A 16323-nucleotide genomic window follows, 5' to 3' on the forward strand; every position below is an offset into this window, starting at 1 on the left:
CGGCCAGTTCAGACGCGGACAGGAACGGCGTCGCCGGCGCCGCGCAGGGTCGGCCACACGGCGCGCCAGCGGCTCTTCAGCGCCAGCAGGGCGAACTGGGCGCCGATCGCCAGGGCGGCGAAGCCGAGGAAGCCGGGCTGGAACGAGCCGGTGAGCTGCCTGGCCAGGCCCAGGGTCGAGGCCAGGTAGAAGCCACCGATGCCGCCCATCGCCCCCACCAGGCCGGTGACCACGCCGATCTCGCGGCCGAAGCGCTGCGGCGCGAGCTGGAACACCGCGCCGTTGCCGGCGCCGAGCGCCATCATCGCCAGCATCAGCACGCCCAGGGCCAGCGCCGGTCCGGCCAGGTGGAAGCTGGCGCCGAACAGGGCCAGGGCGGCGATGCCGTAGACCACCGTCAGGGTGTTCACCCCGCCCAGCCGGTCGGCCAGCGCCCCGCCCACCGGCCGCACGGCTGAGCCGGCGAACACGCAGGCCGCGGTGAAGAAGCCGGCGATCACCGGGTCCAGGTGGTACTCGCCGTTGAAATAGATGGTCAGGGACGAGGCCAGGCCGGAGAAGCCGCCGAAGGTCACCCCGTAAAGCGCCATCAGCCACCAGCAGTCGGCCTGGCGCAGCACGTCCAGGTATTCGGCCGCCTTCTTGGCCGGCGGACGGGTGGGGCTGTCCTTGGCGAACACCAGGTAGACGACGAAGGCCAGGGCCAGCGGCAGGGCGGCCAGGCCGATGACGTTGGTCCAGCCGTAGGTCTTGGCCAGGGTCGGAGCGAACAGGGCGGCCAGGGCGGTGCCGGAATTGCCGGCCCCGGCGATGCCGAGCGCCAGGCCCTGGTGCTCGGGCGGATACCAGCGGGAGGCCAGCGGCAGGGCGACGGCGAACGAGGCGCCGGCGACGCCCAGCACCACCGCCAGGCACAGCACCTGGCTGTAGCTGTGGATGCCCAGCAACCAGGCCAGGCCCAGGCCGGCGAGCACGATCAGCTGGCCGATGATCCCGGCGCGCTTGGGGCCAATGTGGTCGACCAGCACCCCGAACACCACCCGCAGCACAGCGCCCGCCAGCAGCGGCGTGGCCACCATGAAGCCCTTCTGCGCCGCATCGAGATGCAGGCTCTTGGCGATCGCCACGCCAAGCGGGCCCAGGATCACCCAGACCATGAAGCTGAGGTCGAAATACAGGAAGGACGAGAACAGGGTCGGGATATGGCCCGACTTCAGGAAACCTTTCGCACGCATGGCAACGCTCCTTGGGGTTCGGGAAACGGGGGTCAGAGTTTGAAGTCGAAGGTCAGCCAGACCTTGGTGCGCGACGGCGGGGCCAGGGCGGTCCCGGCCGGGACCACGCTCTCGCGGTCGAAGGCGGCGTACTTGACGGCGCAGGTCAGCCGGGGCGTCACCGCCGCCTGGATCTGCGCGTCCCATTCGCCGGCGAGCTTTGCGCCGGTGCGCGCGGCCCAGAAGTCGTAGCGGCGCACCAGCAGCTCCGGGTCGCGCAGGAGCGGCAGCTTCACCGGCGGGCGCAGCGCCAGGCTGACGTTGACGTCCTTCAGGCCGTCGACCGCGGTCTTGTTGCCGCCCACCGCCGCCCAGGCGTCGGCCCAGCCCTGGAACCCGTGGGTGGTGGCCAGGGGCGTGATGAAGCCGCGGGTCCCGTTGCCGTCCAGCTGCTCGTAGTCGGCCCGCACGCTGGCGATCTTCCAGGTGGCCGTGGCCGAAGCCTGCCAGTAGTCGAGGCCGAAGCGCGCCGGGTTGTCGCCGTAGGCCCCCTGGCGCGCCCAGGTGGCGTCGTAGGTCAGCTTCAGCGGACCGGCGGGCGCCTTGCCGCTGAGCCGCAGGCCGCGGGTCAGGGTCGAGCTGGTCGCGGCGTTGCCGAAGTCCAGGGCATAGACGAAGCCTTCCAGCTTCAGGCGCGGCGAGACCGTGTAGCTGGCGTTGACCAGGTGGCTGTCAGAGCGCCAGTCCAGGCTCTGGCCGAAGATCCGGTTGACGTGGAAGACGTAGGCGTAGGTCGCCTGGAAGCCGCCGAGGTGGGCGTCGGCGCGCACGGCGTCGAAGGTCTGCTCGTCCTGACGCCAGCCGACATTGCCCACGAAGCGCTGGTCGTCGATCAGGATCCGCTGGCGGCCGGCCGTAAGGCTGAGGTGCGGCGACGCGGTCCAGGTCAGCTGGGCGCGGTTGAGTTCGGTGACCGAAGGATCGTTGATGATCGGGTACTGGGTCCTGCCGTTCAGGCTGGTCCCGCCCGGGACGGCGACGTTGTAGTGGCTGTCGTCGAGGTGGAAGACGTTCTCCATCTCCACGAGGGCCTGCAGGCCTTGCCAGGAGGCCGTCTGCCATCCCAGTCGCGTGCGGACGCTGAACGCCTGGGCGTCGTTGGCCAGGTTGGCCTGGTCGACGTCCTCGTAGCGGGCGCGGATCTCGAGGATCAGCTTGCCCTGGACGATGGCGGCCATCGGGCTGTCGACGGCCGGCGTGGCGTCGGCGGCGACGGCCGCTCCGGAGAGTCCGGTCAGGCCGGCGGCGAGGCCCAGGCTCGCGAGAGGTCGTCGGTACGGCGCCATCCGTGCTCCTGCGGACCCGAAGGCCCAAAACGAAAAAGCGCCCGGACGGGGATGAACCCGTTCCGGACGCCGTTGTCCTTGTGAGCGTCGGCTGCGTCGCCGACGTTGGCCTCTCGGCCGCACGGGACGCCGTTGCCCCGCTTCACGATCTGCCTAGCGAACCTGCGTGCGGTGCAAAATCGGCGGCCGCGCCCGGCGCGGCGCCGAGGACGCATTCGCTCAAATTACGGGCGGCCCGCTCGTTTGCGGTGCAGCATGGCGATCAGATTTTGGGCGGAGGGGGTGCTGGAGGGGCCCTGCGCCCCCTCCGTCAGCCCGCTTCGCGGCCCGCCACCTCCCCCGCTTCGCTGGGCTGCGCAGGGGAGGAGAAGGTCAGGCGCGATTCCTCCTCCCATGCGAAGCCGAAGGCGTAGCGGGGGAGGTGGCGCTCAGCCCGCCAGGGCTGAGTGACGGAGGGGGCGCAAGGCGGCGTCAACGAACGCCAGCCGCCCTAACCCATCCGCCCGATCTCGAACCCCGCGGCGTAGCGCTGCGGCTGCGCGGCGTCGAAGCGGCGGCCGTCGAAGAACAGGTCCGGGGCCATGCGGATCGGCGAGGTGGCCTCGTCCAGGGTCCAGGGCTCGGCGTGGGCGCCCTCGACCTTTTCCTCCACCAGCGGCGCCGCCTGGCCCACCGCGGCGGCGGCGGGGCGGAACAGGTCGGGCCGATAGACGGACTCTGCGACGGCGGCGATATCGACCTGCGGCCCGATCTGGCCCCAGCGCAGCATCTGGGTCAGGAACCAGACCGCATGGCTGCGCCAGGGGAAGCTGGCCGCGTAGCGGTGGTAGATGACGTAGTCGAGCGAGGCCTCTCCAGGCTCGTCCGGCGAATAGGGCGGCGAGCCGACCAGCGACGGGCGCACCACGTCCACCGGCGCATCCAGGTAGTCCGGCCCCGCCAGGATCGCCCCCAGTTCCGACCGGTTGGCCGGCGCGTCGCACCAGGCGGCGGCCCGAAGCAGGGCGCGCAGCAGCGCCTGCAGGGTATTCGGCCGCCGCTCGGCCCACTCGGCGGTCACGCCCAGCACCTTGTCGGGGCCGACGCGCCAGATTTCCGAGGCGTAGGTGACGATCTCGCCGCTCCCCTCGGCGACGGCCAGGGCGTTCCAGGGCGCGGTGACGCAGAAGCCGTCGATCTCGCCGGACGCCAGGCGCTGGGCCATGCGCGGCGGCGGGGTGATCACTAAGCGTACGTCGCGATCGGGATCGACGCCCGCCTCCGCCAACCAGTAGCGGAGCTCGTAGTTGTGCATCGAGAACGGGAACACCACGGCGAAGGTCAGCGGCGGCTCGCCAGCGGCGCGGCGGGCCTCGATCACCGCCCGCAGCGGCCGGGCGGCGCGCGGGCGACGGGCCATGCCCGCGGGATCGGCGGCGCGCATCGCCTGGGCCAGGGCCCTGGAGACAGTGATCGCGCTGCCGTTCAGGTTCAGCGAGAACGGGGCGATCATCGGCGTCGCCGGACCGCTGAGGCCGAGGGTGGCGGCGATCGGCATCGGACCCAGCATGTGGGCCCCATCCAGCAGGCCGACGGCGACCTTGTCACGGACGTTGGCCCAGGACACCTCCCGCGCCAGCGTCACATCCAGGCCCTCGTCCGCGAACAGCCCCAGAGCCTTGCCGGCGATCAGCGGAGCGGCGTCGTTCAGCGGGATGAAGCCGAGGCGCAGTTCGGTCTGCTCGAGGTTGCCGGTCATGCGTCCCGCCCCTTCAGCACGTTGGCGAAGGCCACCAGATCGGCGGCGACGGCGCCGATCGGGCGGCCGGAGTCCATGGCGAGCTTGCGCAGCACCCCATAGGCGGCCTCCTCGTCCAGCCCGCGCTCCTTCATCAGCAGCCCCTTGGCGCGGTCGATCACCTTGCGCGAGGCGAGATCGGCGCGGGCCTTGGCGAGGTCGGCGCGCAGGCCCTGCATCAGCTCGAAGCGGCTCATGGCCACCTCCAGCACCGGCCGGACCCGCGCCGACGCCAGGCCGTCGACCACATAGGCCGCCACGCCCGCCTGCACCGCCGCCTCCGCCAGGCCCGGCGCGGAGCGATCGGTGAACATCACCACCGGGCGCGGGTTGGCCTCCGTCGCCTCGCGCAGGCTCTCCAGGGTGTCGCGCTCGGGACTGTCGCAGGCGATGATGATCACATCGGGGGCGAAGTCGGCGATCTGCGCCTCTTCCAGCACCGGAATCTGGCAGACCTCCAGCGGACGGATTCCCTCCAGCCCCTCGGCGACGAGGGCCGCGCGGGCGGGGTCGGGATCGATGAGCAGCACGCGCATGGCGCGACAGGGCTAGCCGGCCCGGGCCGGCTTGGCAAAGCGGTCTGGCGTCACGGCGCCTGGGGCTCAAGGGTGAATCGAGGACAGGGCGCCGCGATCGCAGGCGCGAGGCGCCCGGTGTTTGAGCAATGCGCCCCACTCAGGCGGGTCAGCGGCGGGAGGGCGAACGAACCCCACGCCGTTCAGGTCGGCGCCGAACGTCCGGAACGTCGGGCGCGCTGAACGCCGGGCTCGCGCCGGGCTTGCGCTTGAGTCGACCACCCGACCGGCGCATGGTCGGCTCTCCGAAGAACGAGGCAGGAGCGACGGTTATGGCGGCGGCAAGGCGGCGGTGGGCGGGTCTGACGGCGGGCGCGGCAACGGTCCTGCTGGCGGCAGGCGCGGCCAGCGCCGAGAGCGTGACCGTGCCCATGAGCCTGACCACCCCGGCCGGCCCCGGCGCGCCGATCGGCGAGGTCACCGCCACGGATGGCGCCGGCGGCGTGGTGTTCCACCTCGACCTGCACGGCCTTCCCCCCGGCCAGCACGGCTTCCACGTGCACGCCAACCCCTCCTGCGCTCCGGCCACCGCGGCCGACGGCAAGGTGACGCCCGCCGGCGGCGCGGGCGGCCACCTGGACCCGGCCAAGACCGGCATGCACATGGGTCCGGACGGGGGCGGACACCTGGGCGACCTGCCGTTCGTCACCGCTGCGGCGGATGGCGTGGCCAAGGCCGACCTGACCGCGCCGCATATCAAGTCGGTGGCCGATCTTCACGGTCACGCGCTGATGCTGCACGCCGGGGGCGACAACTATGCCGACCAGCCTGCGCCGCTGGGCGGCGGCGGCGCGCGCCTGGCCTGCGGGGTGATCCCCTAGCCGGGAGTCACAACGCCGGACGTCAGTACGGCACGTCCGAGCGGGTCGGCGGGGCTTCGTCGTTCGACGGCTTGACGGGGGCGGGCGGCTTCTCGCTGGACGAGGTCAGGATGTCGTCGATGTCCTGGCCGGACTTGCCCTTGCCCTGCACCTGCTGGGCGGCCGCGGCCTGGGCCTGGGCCTCCTTGGCGTCGTCGGCGCTGGAATCGCCGTCATCCTTCTTCGGCGCGGCGGTGGCCGCGACCGGCGCGGTCACCGGCGGCGGCAGCACCACGATCGGCTTGGCCTCTTCGGCCGAGCCGTCGGCGGCCACGCGGGCGCTGGCGTCGGCCGCCCCGGGCTGGCTGCTGCGCAGGCCGGTCTTGAAGCCGAATCCCAGGCCCGCCAAGCCCACCAGCAGCACCAGAACGCCCGCGCCATAGGCGACGGACCTGGGCGGCAGGGACACCGGACCGTTATGCGTCCACTCGGAAGACATCACACGCCTCGATCTGCAATCGGCGCAGCATAGCGCGCCCAGCGGCGACGCAACATCCGTCAGTAGCGGTAGCGGGGCGGCGGATCGTCCTGGGTGTCGCCATCCGCCGGATAGCGGCTGCGCGGGTCGCGAGGGCGGGGATAGGGGCCGGACTGGGGCGCGTCCGCATCCTGGCCGTCGTCGCTGGGCGCGGATCGGGTGCGCGGACCGGCGTCATAGTAGGACCCGCCACGGCGCGGGTACTCGCTCGGCGCCGTCGGATAGCTGTCGGGCGCCGGCGGGCGTCGGTTCGCGTAGGGGTCCGACGGGGCATAGCGCGCGCCGGGCGGCGGCGCAGCGTCCTCGTCGCCGTCCTGCCCGTCGCCGCTGTGCGACGCGTAGGGATTGTAGCCGTCGTCGTCGGGCGCGGTCTCGCCAGGGGGCGGGGTCATGCCGCCGGCGTCCGGCTCATCGAGATAGGGGCCGGCTCCGCTCTCGGCGTCCGGCGGCGCCTGGGCGGCCGGCTCGGGCTCCTTGGACAGCCAGGGGAAGTCGGAGGGCGGTGTGTCCTTCAGGGCCACGGTCATGAACCGCTTCCAGATCGCGGCGGGGATCTCGCCGCCCGTGACCTTGGCCATCGGGCTGTTGTCGTCGTTGCCCACCCAGACCCCGGCCAGCATGTCGGGCGTGAAGCCGATGAACCAGGCGTCGCGCCAGTTCTGGCTGGTGCCGGTCTTGCCCGCCTCGGGACGGCCCAGGTTGGCGCTGGTCCCGGTGCCGCCGGTGATCACCCCCTCCATCATCTGCACCATGCGGGTGGCGAACAGGTTGTCGTAGACCAGCGCCGGTGCGGTCGGGGCGTGGGCATAGATCAGGTCGCCGCGCGTCGAGCGCAGGTCCTCGATCAGATAGGGCGTGGTCTTGCCGCCGCCGTTCTGCAGCACCTGGTACCCCCCGGCCATCTGCATCAGGGTCACCTCGTAGGCCCCAAGCGCGATGGACAGACCCGGGTGCGGAGGGATCGAGGTGACGCCGAAGCGCCGCGCCAGTTCGCCCACCGCCTCGGGGCCGACCTCCTGCGCCAGGCGCACCGAGATGGTGTTGATCGAGCGGGCGAGCGCCACGCGCACCGGCACCGCGCCGGAGAAATGGCCGCCGTAGTTCTCCGGCGTCCAGCCCTTGATGGCGATCGGCGAGTCCTGGCGGATGTCGTTCGGCCCGACGCCATGCTCCACCGCGGCGGCATAGACGAAGGCCTTGAACGACGAGCCCGGCTGGCGGCGGGCCTGGGTGACGCGGTTGAAGGCGCTCTTCTCGTGGTCGAGGCCGCCGACCATGGCCCGGATCGCCCCATCGGGCGCCAGGGCCACCAGCGCCCCCTGGGAGACGCGGCGGCCGCGGCCGAGGGTCTGGACCCCGTAGCGCACGGCCTCCAGCCCCGCCGCCTGCAGCTTGGGATCGATGGTCAGGCGCACCACCAGGTCCGGCGACTGGCCCTGGGCCAGGGCGCTGGCCTCCGAGGCGGCCTGGTCGAGGATGTAGCTGTAGTCGCCCTCCCCGGCCCGGGGCGGCGCCAGGGACGGCGGCGTCGACAGGGCTTCGGCGTACTGCGCCGGGGTGATCCAGCCCTCGTCGCGCATCACGCCCAGGATCTTGCGCGCCCGCACCATGGCGCCGGCCATGTCGTTGGTCAGCGCCAGGCGCGAAGGCGCATTGGGCACGGCCGCCAGCAAGGCCGCCTCGGTCAGGCTGAGCTGGCTGGCGGGGTGGCCGAAATAGGTCTCGGACGCGGCGTCCAGGCCGTAGGCCCCGGCGCCGAAGAAGGTGCGGTTGAGATAGAGCTCCAGCACCTGGTCCTTGCCCAGCATGTCCTCCAGGCGCGAGGCCAGCACCGCCTCCTGCACCTTGCGGCGCAGGGTGTGCTCCTGCTTCAGGAACAGGGTGCGGGCCAGCTGCTGGGTCAGGGTGGAGGCGCCTTCGGCCGCGCGGTGCTCCTGCAGATCGCGGCGGGCGGCGCGGGCGATGGCGCGCAGGTCGACCGCGCCATGCTGGTAGAAGCGCCGGTCCTCGGCCGCCAGGAAGGCCCTGGGCACGTACGCCGGCAGGACCTTCAGCGTGACCGCCTGGCCGTACTTGGCGCCGCGGGTGGCGATGACGCCGCCGCTGTGGTCCAGGAAGGTCATGCCCGGCGAGCGGCGGATCGCCCACAGCGCCTGCTGCGACGGGATCTCCGGAATGCCCTGCAGACAGGTCTGGGCGAACCAGGCGAAGCCCAGGCCGGCGACGCCGAGCAGCACCAGGCCCGTGACGGCGACGACGGCCAGCCAGCGCGGCGCGCCGCGGCGTGGTCGCGACGGACCGCCGGGTCCGCGCCGCCCCGGCCGCGGCGGCTCCGCGCCGGCGGCGGACGGCTGGCGCGACGGCGAGGCCGGGCGGCGGCCGAAGCGGGCGCCGGTCTGGTCGGCGGGGCCTGGCCCGGGTGGAGCGGCGGGGGGATCGGACATCAAGGGACCAAAGGGACGTGGATCCCGTGATAGCGGGCAAGGCGGACAAGCGCCACGCCGACCGAAATGCCGGCGCGCGTCGACTGGTTCCAGGCCTGCGGGGATTCCCCTTACCGTAAGGTTAATCTTCAATATACCATGTGTTAATCCAGTGAATCGAATACTAATTGTCACACCTAACGCCTCGTAAACCATATATCGATGTTATTTACTCGCCTTTGACTATAGTTGAAAACCATATTTTAGTTTGACGAATGCATGATGTCCCCAGATTTGGAGGGGACCACTCCCATGCTGAAGAAGAAACTGATTGCGGTTGCGGCGATGGCGACTCTGTTTGCCGGCGCGGCTTCGGCCAGCGCCCCGAGCGTCCTGCCGCAGCAGAGCTCGTTCACCATCGGCATCCAGGGCTTCGTGCCAGTGATCTGCCGCGCCAGCGTCAACGCCACCCAGGTGGCGTCGCAGACCGGCCAGACCCCGCTCGGCCAGCTCAGCGAGTTCTGCAACAGCCCCAACGGCTACCAGGTGTGGGTCGACTATTCGCCGACCCTGGCGAACTCGTCGATCATCATCGACGGGCGCACGGTGCAGCTCGACAGCTCCGGCAGCGCGCTGATCGATTCCTCCACCACCGCCGCCATCACCAGCAAGGACCTGGCGCTGAACCAGGCCGACGGCGCGCAGGGCAATATCTCGATCCGCGTCGTCGCCCTCTAGGCGACGACGCCACACGGCCAGGGGCCTGACCGCCCCTGGCTCGCCCCTTGCGTGTCCTTGGCCGGCGCGGGAAACTCGCGCCTGATTTGGCACAATCCGTGCGGCTCTATCCGGGCCGCCAGGGGGCAATATGCTGGCGCACATCCAGGGCGTCATTTCCGCAGAGGAAGTGGCGAGCATTCGGGCGATTCTCGAGGGCACCAACTGGATCGACGGCCGCGTCTCGGCCGGGCCCCAAGGCGCCACGGTGAAGAACAATCTGCAGGTGCCGGAAGACTCGCCGCAGGGACGCGAGTTGTCGCAGCGCGTGGTGGCCGCCCTGATGCGCAGCCCGGTGTTCGTCGCTGCGGCCTTTCCGGCGCGCATCGCGCCGCCGATGTTCAATCGCTACGACGTCGGCATGACCTACGGCACCCACGTCGACGGCGCGATCCGCACGTACAGGCCGGCTGGCGCAGACATGAGCAGCGTCCACTACCGCACGGACCTTTCGGCGACGCTGTTCCTGACCGATCCCGACGACTACGAGGGCGGCGAACTGGTGATCGAGGACACCTTCGGCGCCCACGCCGTGAAGCTGCCCGCCGGGGATCTCATCCTCTACCCCTCCACCAGCCGCCACAGGGTCGAGCCCGTCACCCGCGGGTCGCGCTGGGCTTCGTTCATGTGGATGCAGTCGATGATCCGCGACGATGCGCAAAGGACCACCCTGTTCGAGATGGACCTGGCGATCCAGGCGCTGGCCAACCAGGTCACGCAAAAGGATCCGTCCGTCGTCAGCCTGACCGGCATCTATGCCAACCTCGTCAGGATGTGGTCCGAGGTCTGACGGTACAGATGCTTCACTGCGGCCCGATACCGCCACCGGTTACTGTTTTAGCCGCGCTCCAGACATAAAGACGCCGCGAATCACCAGGCACTGTTCCCTCAAGCAGATAAGATCTGGGGAGCGCAATGCCTGGTAAACCTCCTGTTAACACTGTTCGCACGGCGCTGCTCATCAGCGCCTTCGGGCTTCTCAACCTGTGCGGGGCGGCGGCTCTGGCGTCCGACAGCGGCATGACCTTTGGCGGCGAAGCGCCGTTGGTGTGCGCCGCCCGCCTCGCTCCGCCCGCGGCGTCGGCCCAGGACGGCGCGCGTCCGCTGGGGCAAGTCAGCGAGTTCTGCAACGACCCAAGGGGCTTTCAGGTCTGGGTGGACTATCCCGAGACCCTGGCCAACGCCCAGCTGATGGTGGACGGCGCGCCCGTGACGCTGACGGCCGGCGGCGCCACCCGGATCGACCAGGCGAGCGCTCCCGGGCAGGCGACGCACACGCTGACCCTGCTGGGCGCCGCCGCCGGCGACGTCACCGTCAGGATCGTGCCGCTCTGAGGCTTGCCGCAGGGCGTGGCCCGGCGGGCGACCGACGCCTAGTGCCGCTCGCCCTGGCCCATGGTCGAGCAGTTCTGCGGGCTGCCGGCCGCCGCCAGCGGCGTCACGGTCACCGAGATGTAGTCGCTGTAGTCCGGGGCGGCCGTCTTGCCGGTGGTGGCTTCCGCCAGGGACGCAGAGATCGGCAGGTTCTGGCCCGAGACGCCGGTGCGCTGGCACGTCACCGTGTCGAAGGTGTTCTGGCCGTTGGAGTGCGACCCCGTCTGACCGAGGAAGTTCAGCGCATAATAGATGCGCTGGCTGGCCGTGCCGGTGTTGCCGCCTGGATAGGTCATCGCCCAGGCCGTGCCCGAGCCCGGCGCCACGGCCACCGAGAACGGGCCGGAGCTGGCGACCCGCACATTGCCGCTCACCGACCGCTGCGACGCCTGGCCGTTGTTCAGGTTGCTGACGTCGCCGAAGTCGAAGGCCGTGCCGGAATAGCTGGCCTGCAGCGCCGACTGCACCGAATAGCTCATGGTCAGGGCTGTCGTGATCAGCTGGTTGTTGGCCGAGGTGTTGCCCGAGGTCGCCTTGCAGTCGTAGCGCAGGTCGAAGCTGACGGTGTTGGTTCCCGACGCCTGGTCGAGCCCAGCGGGGACCACGCCGGTCAGGGAGACGGTGGCGTTGCCGTTGGTGTCCCAGTTGCTGACGAACAGCGTGCCGATAGGCGGGTTGCTGGCGTTGAGGTTCGGGTTCGTCGAGTGGGTGACGATGCTGGTCCCGGCCGACTTGACGTCGTAGGCGCCGCCGCTGCTCGGCAGATAGAACATCAGGTCCACCGCGGCGGTCGCCGAATTGGTCCGGTGCAGCGTCAGGGTGAACGGGCCGCTCGGAATCCCGGCGCCGCCGAACGGGTCGTACGACCCCAGGCTGGCCGAGCCGTTCGGGTCGCTCAGGCCGCAGGTGGCGGCCTGCGCCAGGGTGCTGGTCAGCGCCGTGGCGGCGAGGGTCAGGACGCCCAGTTCGATTTTACGCAGCGTGCGCATGGTCATTTACCGTCCGTGGAGGGCTTCAGGTCGCCGACTTTCACGACGCCGACGGCGCTGGCCGGAATATCGATGATGTAGACGCTGGCCGGCTCGGTCAGCATTTCCACTCGCCAGCGGCCGGCCTTCAGCCCCGCGGCGCCGAAACGGCCCTCGCGGTTGGTGAAGATGATCAGCGGCTCGTGGTCAGGGTGGGCCAGCTCGGTGGCCTTGCCGGAGATCAGCGACAGCGGGTTGCCGTCCTCGCCGACCATGCGGCCGATGGCGGTGATGGAGTAGTCGGAGCCGACCTCCAGCTTGTAGCCGGCGCGGTACGGCGGATAGAGGCGGAAGGCCCCCTTGCCCAGGTCGACGCCTTCGGGGGCCTTGGGCGCATCCACCGTCACCGTGCGCTCGTTGTACGAGCTGAGGTTCGGCTCGATGGCCGAGTGCAGGATGCCGGTATTGGCGGTGTATCCCTGCGGCGTCGGGTCGACGATCACGTCCGTGCCGTTCAGCGTCTTGTGCGGCACGACGATGGCGAAGCTGTCGTACACCGGCCGGCCGATCGAGAACGCGCCGTCGGCCATGGCGATGGCGGTGCCCCAGCGCAGCGACGTGCGCTGGTCGGTGCTGGCGCCGAAGTTGCCCGAGAAGCTGGAGAACTGGTTCACCCCCAGCTCGGCTCGGTTGGTGATGTAGTTCGCCGTGGCGTTGAAGCCGGAGTCGGTGTTGGTGCGCTCGATGTCGGCGGCCAGGTTGTAGGAGCCGACGCCTTCGCCGTGCAGGGTCTGGTACGACAGCCGAGCGCGCTCGCCGCGGCTGTCGTAGTCGGCGCGGACGTTGGAATAGGTGCCCAGGCGGGCGGTGATCGACAGCAGGCCGGCGATGTCGTGGCCCTGCGGCCCGTCTTCCCAGAGCAGGTCCGCCGTCATCGAGATGTTCGACGTCAGGCGCCAGCCCACCGTGCCGCGGTAGTTGGCGACGTCGTGGTTCGCGCCCCGGCCGTGCGAATAGCGCAGGTCAACGCCGGCGTAGATGAAGTCGTTGAAGGCATGCGAGTAGCCCGCCCCGACTTCGTACGAGAACGGATTATCGGGCAGGACCGTGTCCACCGGCGCGAAGTTCTTGGAGTGGGTCTGCAGCGAGAAGTTCAGCGAGTCGGACTGGCCGCCGGCCCGCTGGATCAGCCGCTGGAAGGTGAACGCCGTGGCCACGCCCATGCCGAAGCCGTCGAGGTGCGAGACCGAGACGCCGCCGCCGAAGGTGCCGATGGTGGTCGCCGCCACACCCTCAATGCCGCCCAGCAGGGTCTTGGAATCGGCCTGGAAGTTGCCGCCGATCGTCAGGTTGTCGGTGATGCCACGGCGGTAGAAGCCGGTGACGATCCATTCCTTGGTGTAATGCGGACCGTCGGTCTCCAGCGGCGCCTTCACGCCGGCGTAGAAGCCGAACTCGCTGAGGCCTTTGCCCAGCTGCGACTGGTCGAAGAAGATGTTGAACCGCAGGGTCTGGGTGCGGCCGGTGTTGTCGGTGATCGACAGCCGGACGTCGTTGGCGCCCTGGGTGAACGGGAAGTCGCGCAGATTGTAGTTGCCGGCGTCCAGGATCACCCGGCGCACCAGCTGGCCGTTCACATAGACTTCCACCGTGGACTGACGGTCCAGGCTGAACGAGCGGTCGCCGCGCGGGCGCACGATGTTCTGCGGCTCCAGCACGCTGTACGACCGGAAGGCCGAGAAGCCCGCCATCTGCGGCGCGGACTGGTCGGCGCGGGTCACCGGCTGCAGGTCGCCGAGGGTGAAGCGCACCACGTTCTTGGTGTCGTCGTAGATCAGCCGCGAGCCGGTGCGCTGGAAGTCGGAGCCCTGGGCGCCGGGCTGCCAGACGCCCTGGCTCTCGACCGCGAACTTTTCGAACCGCGCGGCGCCGTCGAGGAAGATGTTCGGCGCGTCGAAGCCGGTCGGCCCGCCCTTTTCCACATAGTCGACTGAGCCGCGCATGTTCAGATAGGCGCTGAACTTCGCCGGGTGCTCGAAGGCGCCGAAGCGGGCGCGGTCCAGCGGCGAGACCTGCAGGTTCTGCGACGCCCGCCACTCCGACGGGATCTGCAGGCTGAGTTCCAGGTTCTGCGGGTCGTAGGTGACCTTCAGTCCGGCGCCGGTGAGATCGTCAGGCGAGATCACGCCCTTGCCGGCGAAGGCGCCGCGCAGGGTCTCCAGGCGCTTGGCGTCGATCACGTTCGACAGCAGGTCGATGATCCGCTGCCCTGACAGGCTCAGATGGTCGGCCGTGTCGATCGAGATGACGATGTCGCCCAGGTAGACGTTGCCGTCCTTGGCCGGGACCGTCAGGTTGATCGCCCGCCCCGTGGGGTTCAGGCGCACGGGCGCATTGGTCGGCGCCGTCGGCTGACCAACTGTGATCGTGCGTTCCTGGGCCTGGGGGGTGACCCCCGGCTGGGCTAGCGCCGTTCCGCCGAATCCGACCGCGGCGCAGGACGCCAGCAGCCAGCGGCTGAGGCGCAGCTCAGCGCTGGTTGTCCGGTGTAAATTGCGCCTCAACGGTTCCCCCCTCGACTGGCAACACCAGCGGCACGGTGATCTTCCGGGTCTGGCCCGAGCTCACGAGACCGAAGCCGATGGTCTGCTGAATTTCCGGACCCGGGAGCGTCTTGCGGAAGACCTCCTTGCCCGAAGCGTCCTTCTCGACGATGCGCAGGCGCCCGTGCGACAGGTAGCCGTGCGCCTTGGACGCATTGGTCACCGTCAGCACCGGCACCGGCTTGCCGGCGTCGTTCTTGCCCACCTCGGCGGCGGTGACCGCCAACGCGGGTTTCACGCCCAGCGGCGCGACGCTGACCAGAACCTGGAAGTTGTACAGGATCTGGATCGCCGACTGCCCCTCCGGCAGCTTCACAGGCAGCTGCGCCACCGTGACGTAGTAGTGCTTGCTCTCGGGCAGCGCCGGATCGCCCACGTACTGCACGCGGAAGGTCTGGGTCTGGCCGGGCTGGATCAGCGCCTGCGGCGGGAACACCAGCAGATCGCCGGGATCCTTGCCGGTGCCCTTGGCCCCCTGCTCATCGAAGCTCAGCGACTCGATGCGCATTTCCACCGGCAGCGGGGTGGTGAAGGTGTTTTCCACGGTCACCACCTGCGACATGCCGCGCCCGGCGGTGGACAAGTCGAGCACCACCGGCTGCACGGTCATGGCGTCGGCCGCCATCGGCAGGGCCGTGGCCCCGAACAGCGCCAGAGCGCCCAGGACGCTGGACTTCAGAAACGCACGCAATGATGTCTCCCCCGAGCCGGACGACGCGAGACCTGAACAACCCATGGCTTAGCTCGCGACCTGCAGCTCAATAGTCAGAGAATCTGAATAGGTCCCTGCGACCAGCGGATCGCCGCCGCCGGGCACGTCGATGGTCAGCGACACCTGGCCGGCGGCGCCGTCCTGGGTGGTGATGTTCACCGGCGTGCCGGTCAGGCTCTGGCCCGTGGCGGTCTGGCCGGCCCAGCTGGCGGTGACCGAGTACGGAATGAATTCGCGAAAGCCGTTCACCGGGGTCTGCGAGGCGACGCCGCCCTGGCGCAGCAGGCCGCGGTTCAGGCTGGTCACCGTGACGTGGTGCGCGGTGTTGCAGATCGCCGGCAGGGCGACGCTGATGGTCGCCTGCTTGGCCACCGCCGTCTGCGGATCGGCCAGTTCGGTGATCGTCACCTGGCCCTGCTGGGCGTTGCCGGATGAGAAGGTGGTGTTGGTGCCGACGGCGGACTGCGGCGACTGCACCAGGCAGGTGCTGGGCGCCGTGCCTTCCATGTCGAGGCGGCCCTGGCCGACGGTCGTGGTCTGGGCGAAGGCCGGTGCGGCCGCCAGCACGGCGGCGCAGACCAGTGAGGCTCGGGTCAGGACGCTCATTGGGGTTCCACCGTCACGCGCAGGGTGTCGCCATAGATCCCCGCGATCAGCGGGGCGTTGGCGCGCAGGTTCGAGTCCCCGGCCTGGATCGACAGGTTGATGACGATCTTGCCGGCGGTGGGATTGCCCACCGGGATGGAGTCGGTGTTCAGCCGCCGCGCGGTGGCGTCGGCGCGGAAGGTGTTGTTGATCGTGCCCCAGGTCAGCTGGGCGGTGTACGGCACCGCATCGGCGAAGCCGGTGGGGGCCGGGGCCGTGGTGGTGGTCCGCCACAGGCCGTTGTTCTGCGATTCCAGGACGATGCGGTGCGGATAGTTGCACACCGCGTCGAAGCTCACCGACACCGACGCGGCCGCGGTGGCCAGGGTCGACGGATCGGTCAGCTGGTCGATGCGCAGGTTTGTGCCGTCCAGCGCCCGGAAGTTGATCAGGGCCCCCTGGCTGAGCACCGGCTGCTGCACGGCGCACACCTGAGGCGCGTTGGCCGACACGGACATGGGGACGCTGCTGGTCGCGGCGGCGTTCGCCGCCCCGGCCGCGGACAGGCCGCCCAGAAGTCCCGCAATGATCACGCCGCGGCGCATGGCCCGTTTCCCGTTCGGTTGCCGAA

At 70.2% G+C, this 16323-nt stretch carries 15 protein-coding genes; 4 read left to right on the top strand and 11 right to left on the bottom strand.

All coding sequences use genetic code 11. The features are described 5' to 3' along the window. Positions 1 to 8: 8 nt before the first annotated feature. The 4 genes from ACO2Q3_RS19260 to ACO2Q3_RS19275 form a co-directional block, all read right to left on the bottom strand. Positions 9 to 1235, bottom strand: coding sequence for a nitrate/nitrite transporter (locus ACO2Q3_RS19260; protein WP_423309521.1), 1227 nt, complete (start codon positions 1233 to 1235; stop codon positions 9 to 11). 32 nt (positions 1236 to 1267) lie between these two features. Then, positions 1268 to 2560, bottom strand: coding sequence for an alginate export family protein (locus tag ACO2Q3_RS19265; RefSeq protein WP_423309523.1), 1293 nt, complete (start codon positions 2558 to 2560; stop codon positions 1268 to 1270). Between the two features lie 490 nt (positions 2561 to 3050). Continuing rightward, complete coding sequence (locus ACO2Q3_RS19270; RefSeq protein ID WP_423309525.1) at positions 3051 to 4298, bottom strand: CmpA/NrtA family ABC transporter substrate-binding protein; 1248 nt, start codon at positions 4296 to 4298, stop codon at positions 3051 to 3053. Next, positions 4295 to 4873 carry an ANTAR domain-containing response regulator gene (locus ACO2Q3_RS19275; protein ID WP_423309527.1) on the bottom strand — a complete coding sequence of 193 codons (579 nt, stop codon included), beginning with the start codon at positions 4871 to 4873 and terminating at the stop codon, positions 4295 to 4297. Before ACO2Q3_RS19275 ends, ACO2Q3_RS19270 begins: the two co-directional genes overlap by 4 nt. 311 nt (positions 4874 to 5184) lie before the next feature. Here ACO2Q3_RS19275 and sodC point away from each other — a divergent pair, with 311 nt between their 5' ends. Continuing rightward, positions 5185 to 5733, top strand: coding sequence for a superoxide dismutase [Cu-Zn] SodC (gene sodC / locus ACO2Q3_RS19280; RefSeq protein ID WP_423309529.1), 549 nt, complete (start codon positions 5185 to 5187; stop codon positions 5731 to 5733). A 22-nt stretch (positions 5734 to 5755) separates the two neighbouring features. On the opposite strand, the gene ACO2Q3_RS19285 is transcribed toward sodC, so the two are convergent. Together ACO2Q3_RS19285 and ACO2Q3_RS19290 are read right to left on the bottom strand one after the other, a co-directional pair. Continuing rightward, a complete protein-coding gene (locus tag ACO2Q3_RS19285) occupies positions 5756 to 6211 on the bottom strand; it encodes a hypothetical protein (RefSeq protein ID WP_423309531.1) in 456 nt (151 codons plus the stop codon). A 59-nt stretch (positions 6212 to 6270) separates the two neighbouring features. Continuing rightward, the gene (locus ACO2Q3_RS19290; protein ID WP_423309533.1) at positions 6271 to 8694 is read right to left on the bottom strand and encodes a PBP1A family penicillin-binding protein; all 2424 of its coding nucleotides are present in this window, start codon (positions 8692 to 8694) and stop codon (positions 6271 to 6273) included. A gap of 291 nt (positions 8695 to 8985) precedes the next feature. On the opposite strand from ACO2Q3_RS19290, the gene ACO2Q3_RS19295 reads away from it, so the two are divergent. The 3 genes from ACO2Q3_RS19295 to ACO2Q3_RS19305 all read left to right on the top strand — a co-directional run bounded on the left by ACO2Q3_RS19295 (position 8986) and on the right by ACO2Q3_RS19305 (position 10785). Continuing rightward, positions 8986 to 9411 carry a hypothetical protein gene (locus ACO2Q3_RS19295; protein WP_423309535.1) on the top strand — a complete coding sequence of 142 codons (426 nt, stop codon included), beginning with the start codon at positions 8986 to 8988 and terminating at the stop codon, positions 9409 to 9411. Between the two features lie 130 nt (positions 9412 to 9541). Then, on the top strand, positions 9542 to 10240 hold the full coding sequence (locus ACO2Q3_RS19300) for a Fe2+-dependent dioxygenase (protein ID WP_423309537.1): 699 nt from the start codon (positions 9542 to 9544) through the stop codon (positions 10238 to 10240). 125 nt (positions 10241 to 10365) lie between these two features. Then, the gene (locus ACO2Q3_RS19305; protein ID WP_423309539.1) at positions 10366 to 10785 is read left to right on the top strand and encodes a hypothetical protein; all 420 of its coding nucleotides are present in this window, start codon (positions 10366 to 10368) and stop codon (positions 10783 to 10785) included. A gap of 38 nt (positions 10786 to 10823) precedes the next feature. On the opposite strand, the gene ACO2Q3_RS19310 is transcribed toward ACO2Q3_RS19305, so the two are convergent. Genes ACO2Q3_RS19310 through ACO2Q3_RS19330 form a run of 5 tightly spaced genes read right to left on the bottom strand, consistent with a single transcriptional unit; the run spans position 10824 to position 16297 of the window. Continuing rightward, entirely contained in the window at positions 10824 to 11819 is a 996-nt protein-coding gene (locus ACO2Q3_RS19310) for a hypothetical protein (protein ID WP_423309541.1), read from the bottom strand. Further along, on the bottom strand, positions 11816 to 14356 hold the full coding sequence (locus ACO2Q3_RS19315; RefSeq protein ID WP_423309542.1) for a fimbrial biogenesis outer membrane usher protein: 2541 nt from the start codon (positions 14354 to 14356) through the stop codon (positions 11816 to 11818). Before ACO2Q3_RS19315 ends, ACO2Q3_RS19310 begins: the two co-directional genes overlap by 4 nt. Then, positions 14322 to 15086: a fimbrial biogenesis chaperone gene (locus tag ACO2Q3_RS19320; RefSeq protein ID WP_423309544.1), complete on the bottom strand. Its 765-nt coding sequence runs from the start codon at positions 15084 to 15086 to the stop codon at positions 14322 to 14324. The genes ACO2Q3_RS19315 and ACO2Q3_RS19320 overlap by 35 nt, the downstream gene beginning before the upstream one ends. A gap of 48 nt (positions 15087 to 15134) precedes the next feature. Further along, positions 15135 to 15713 carry a hypothetical protein gene (locus tag ACO2Q3_RS19325; protein ID WP_423309546.1) on the bottom strand — a complete coding sequence of 193 codons (579 nt, stop codon included), beginning with the start codon at positions 15711 to 15713 and terminating at the stop codon, positions 15135 to 15137. Continuing rightward, the gene (locus tag ACO2Q3_RS19330) at positions 15710 to 16297 is read right to left on the bottom strand and encodes a hypothetical protein (protein WP_423309548.1); all 588 of its coding nucleotides are present in this window, start codon (positions 16295 to 16297) and stop codon (positions 15710 to 15712) included. Before ACO2Q3_RS19330 ends, ACO2Q3_RS19325 begins: the two co-directional genes overlap by 4 nt. Positions 16298 to 16323: the final 26 nt, after the last annotated feature.

This window comes from Caulobacter sp. KR2-114 (assembly GCF_049446115.1).
GTDB lineage: Bacteria > Pseudomonadota > Alphaproteobacteria > Caulobacterales > Caulobacteraceae > Acaudatibacter.

What these genes read in the sequence shown, in the direction of transcription:
- ACO2Q3_RS19270 (WP_423309525.1), bottom strand. Translation starts at nt 4,298, where the DNA reads ATGACCGGCAACCTCGAGCAGACCGAACTGCGCCTCGGCTTCATCCCG.
- ACO2Q3_RS19310 (WP_423309541.1), bottom strand. Translation starts at nt 11,819, where the DNA reads ATGACCATGCGCACGCTGCGTAAAATCGAACTGGGCGTCCTGACCCTC.
- ACO2Q3_RS19275 (WP_423309527.1), bottom strand. Translation starts at nt 4,873, where the DNA reads ATGCGCGTGCTGCTCATCGATCCCGACCCCGCCCGCGCGGCCCTCGTC.
- ACO2Q3_RS19260 (WP_423309521.1), bottom strand. Translation starts at nt 1,235, where the DNA reads ATGCGTGCGAAAGGTTTCCTGAAGTCGGGCCATATCCCGACCCTGTTC.
- ACO2Q3_RS19265 (WP_423309523.1), bottom strand. Translation starts at nt 2,560, where the DNA reads ATGGCGCCGTACCGACGACCTCTCGCGAGCCTGGGCCTCGCCGCCGGC.
- ACO2Q3_RS19285 (WP_423309531.1), bottom strand. Translation starts at nt 6,211, where the DNA reads ATGTCTTCCGAGTGGACGCATAACGGTCCGGTGTCCCTGCCGCCCAGG.
- ACO2Q3_RS19290 (WP_423309533.1), bottom strand. Translation starts at nt 8,694, where the DNA reads ATGTCCGATCCCCCCGCCGCTCCACCCGGGCCAGGCCCCGCCGACCAG.
- ACO2Q3_RS19300 (WP_423309537.1), top strand. Translation starts at nt 9,542, where the DNA reads ATGCTGGCGCACATCCAGGGCGTCATTTCCGCAGAGGAAGTGGCGAGC.
- ACO2Q3_RS19330 (WP_423309548.1), bottom strand. Translation starts at nt 16,297, where the DNA reads ATGCGCCGCGGCGTGATCATTGCGGGACTTCTGGGCGGCCTGTCCGCG.
- ACO2Q3_RS19305 (WP_423309539.1), top strand. Translation starts at nt 10,366, where the DNA reads ATGCCTGGTAAACCTCCTGTTAACACTGTTCGCACGGCGCTGCTCATC.
- sodC (WP_423309529.1), top strand. Translation starts at nt 5,185, where the DNA reads ATGGCGGCGGCAAGGCGGCGGTGGGCGGGTCTGACGGCGGGCGCGGCA.
- ACO2Q3_RS19325 (WP_423309546.1), bottom strand. Translation starts at nt 15,713, where the DNA reads ATGAGCGTCCTGACCCGAGCCTCACTGGTCTGCGCCGCCGTGCTGGCG.
- ACO2Q3_RS19295 (WP_423309535.1), top strand. Translation starts at nt 8,986, where the DNA reads ATGCTGAAGAAGAAACTGATTGCGGTTGCGGCGATGGCGACTCTGTTT.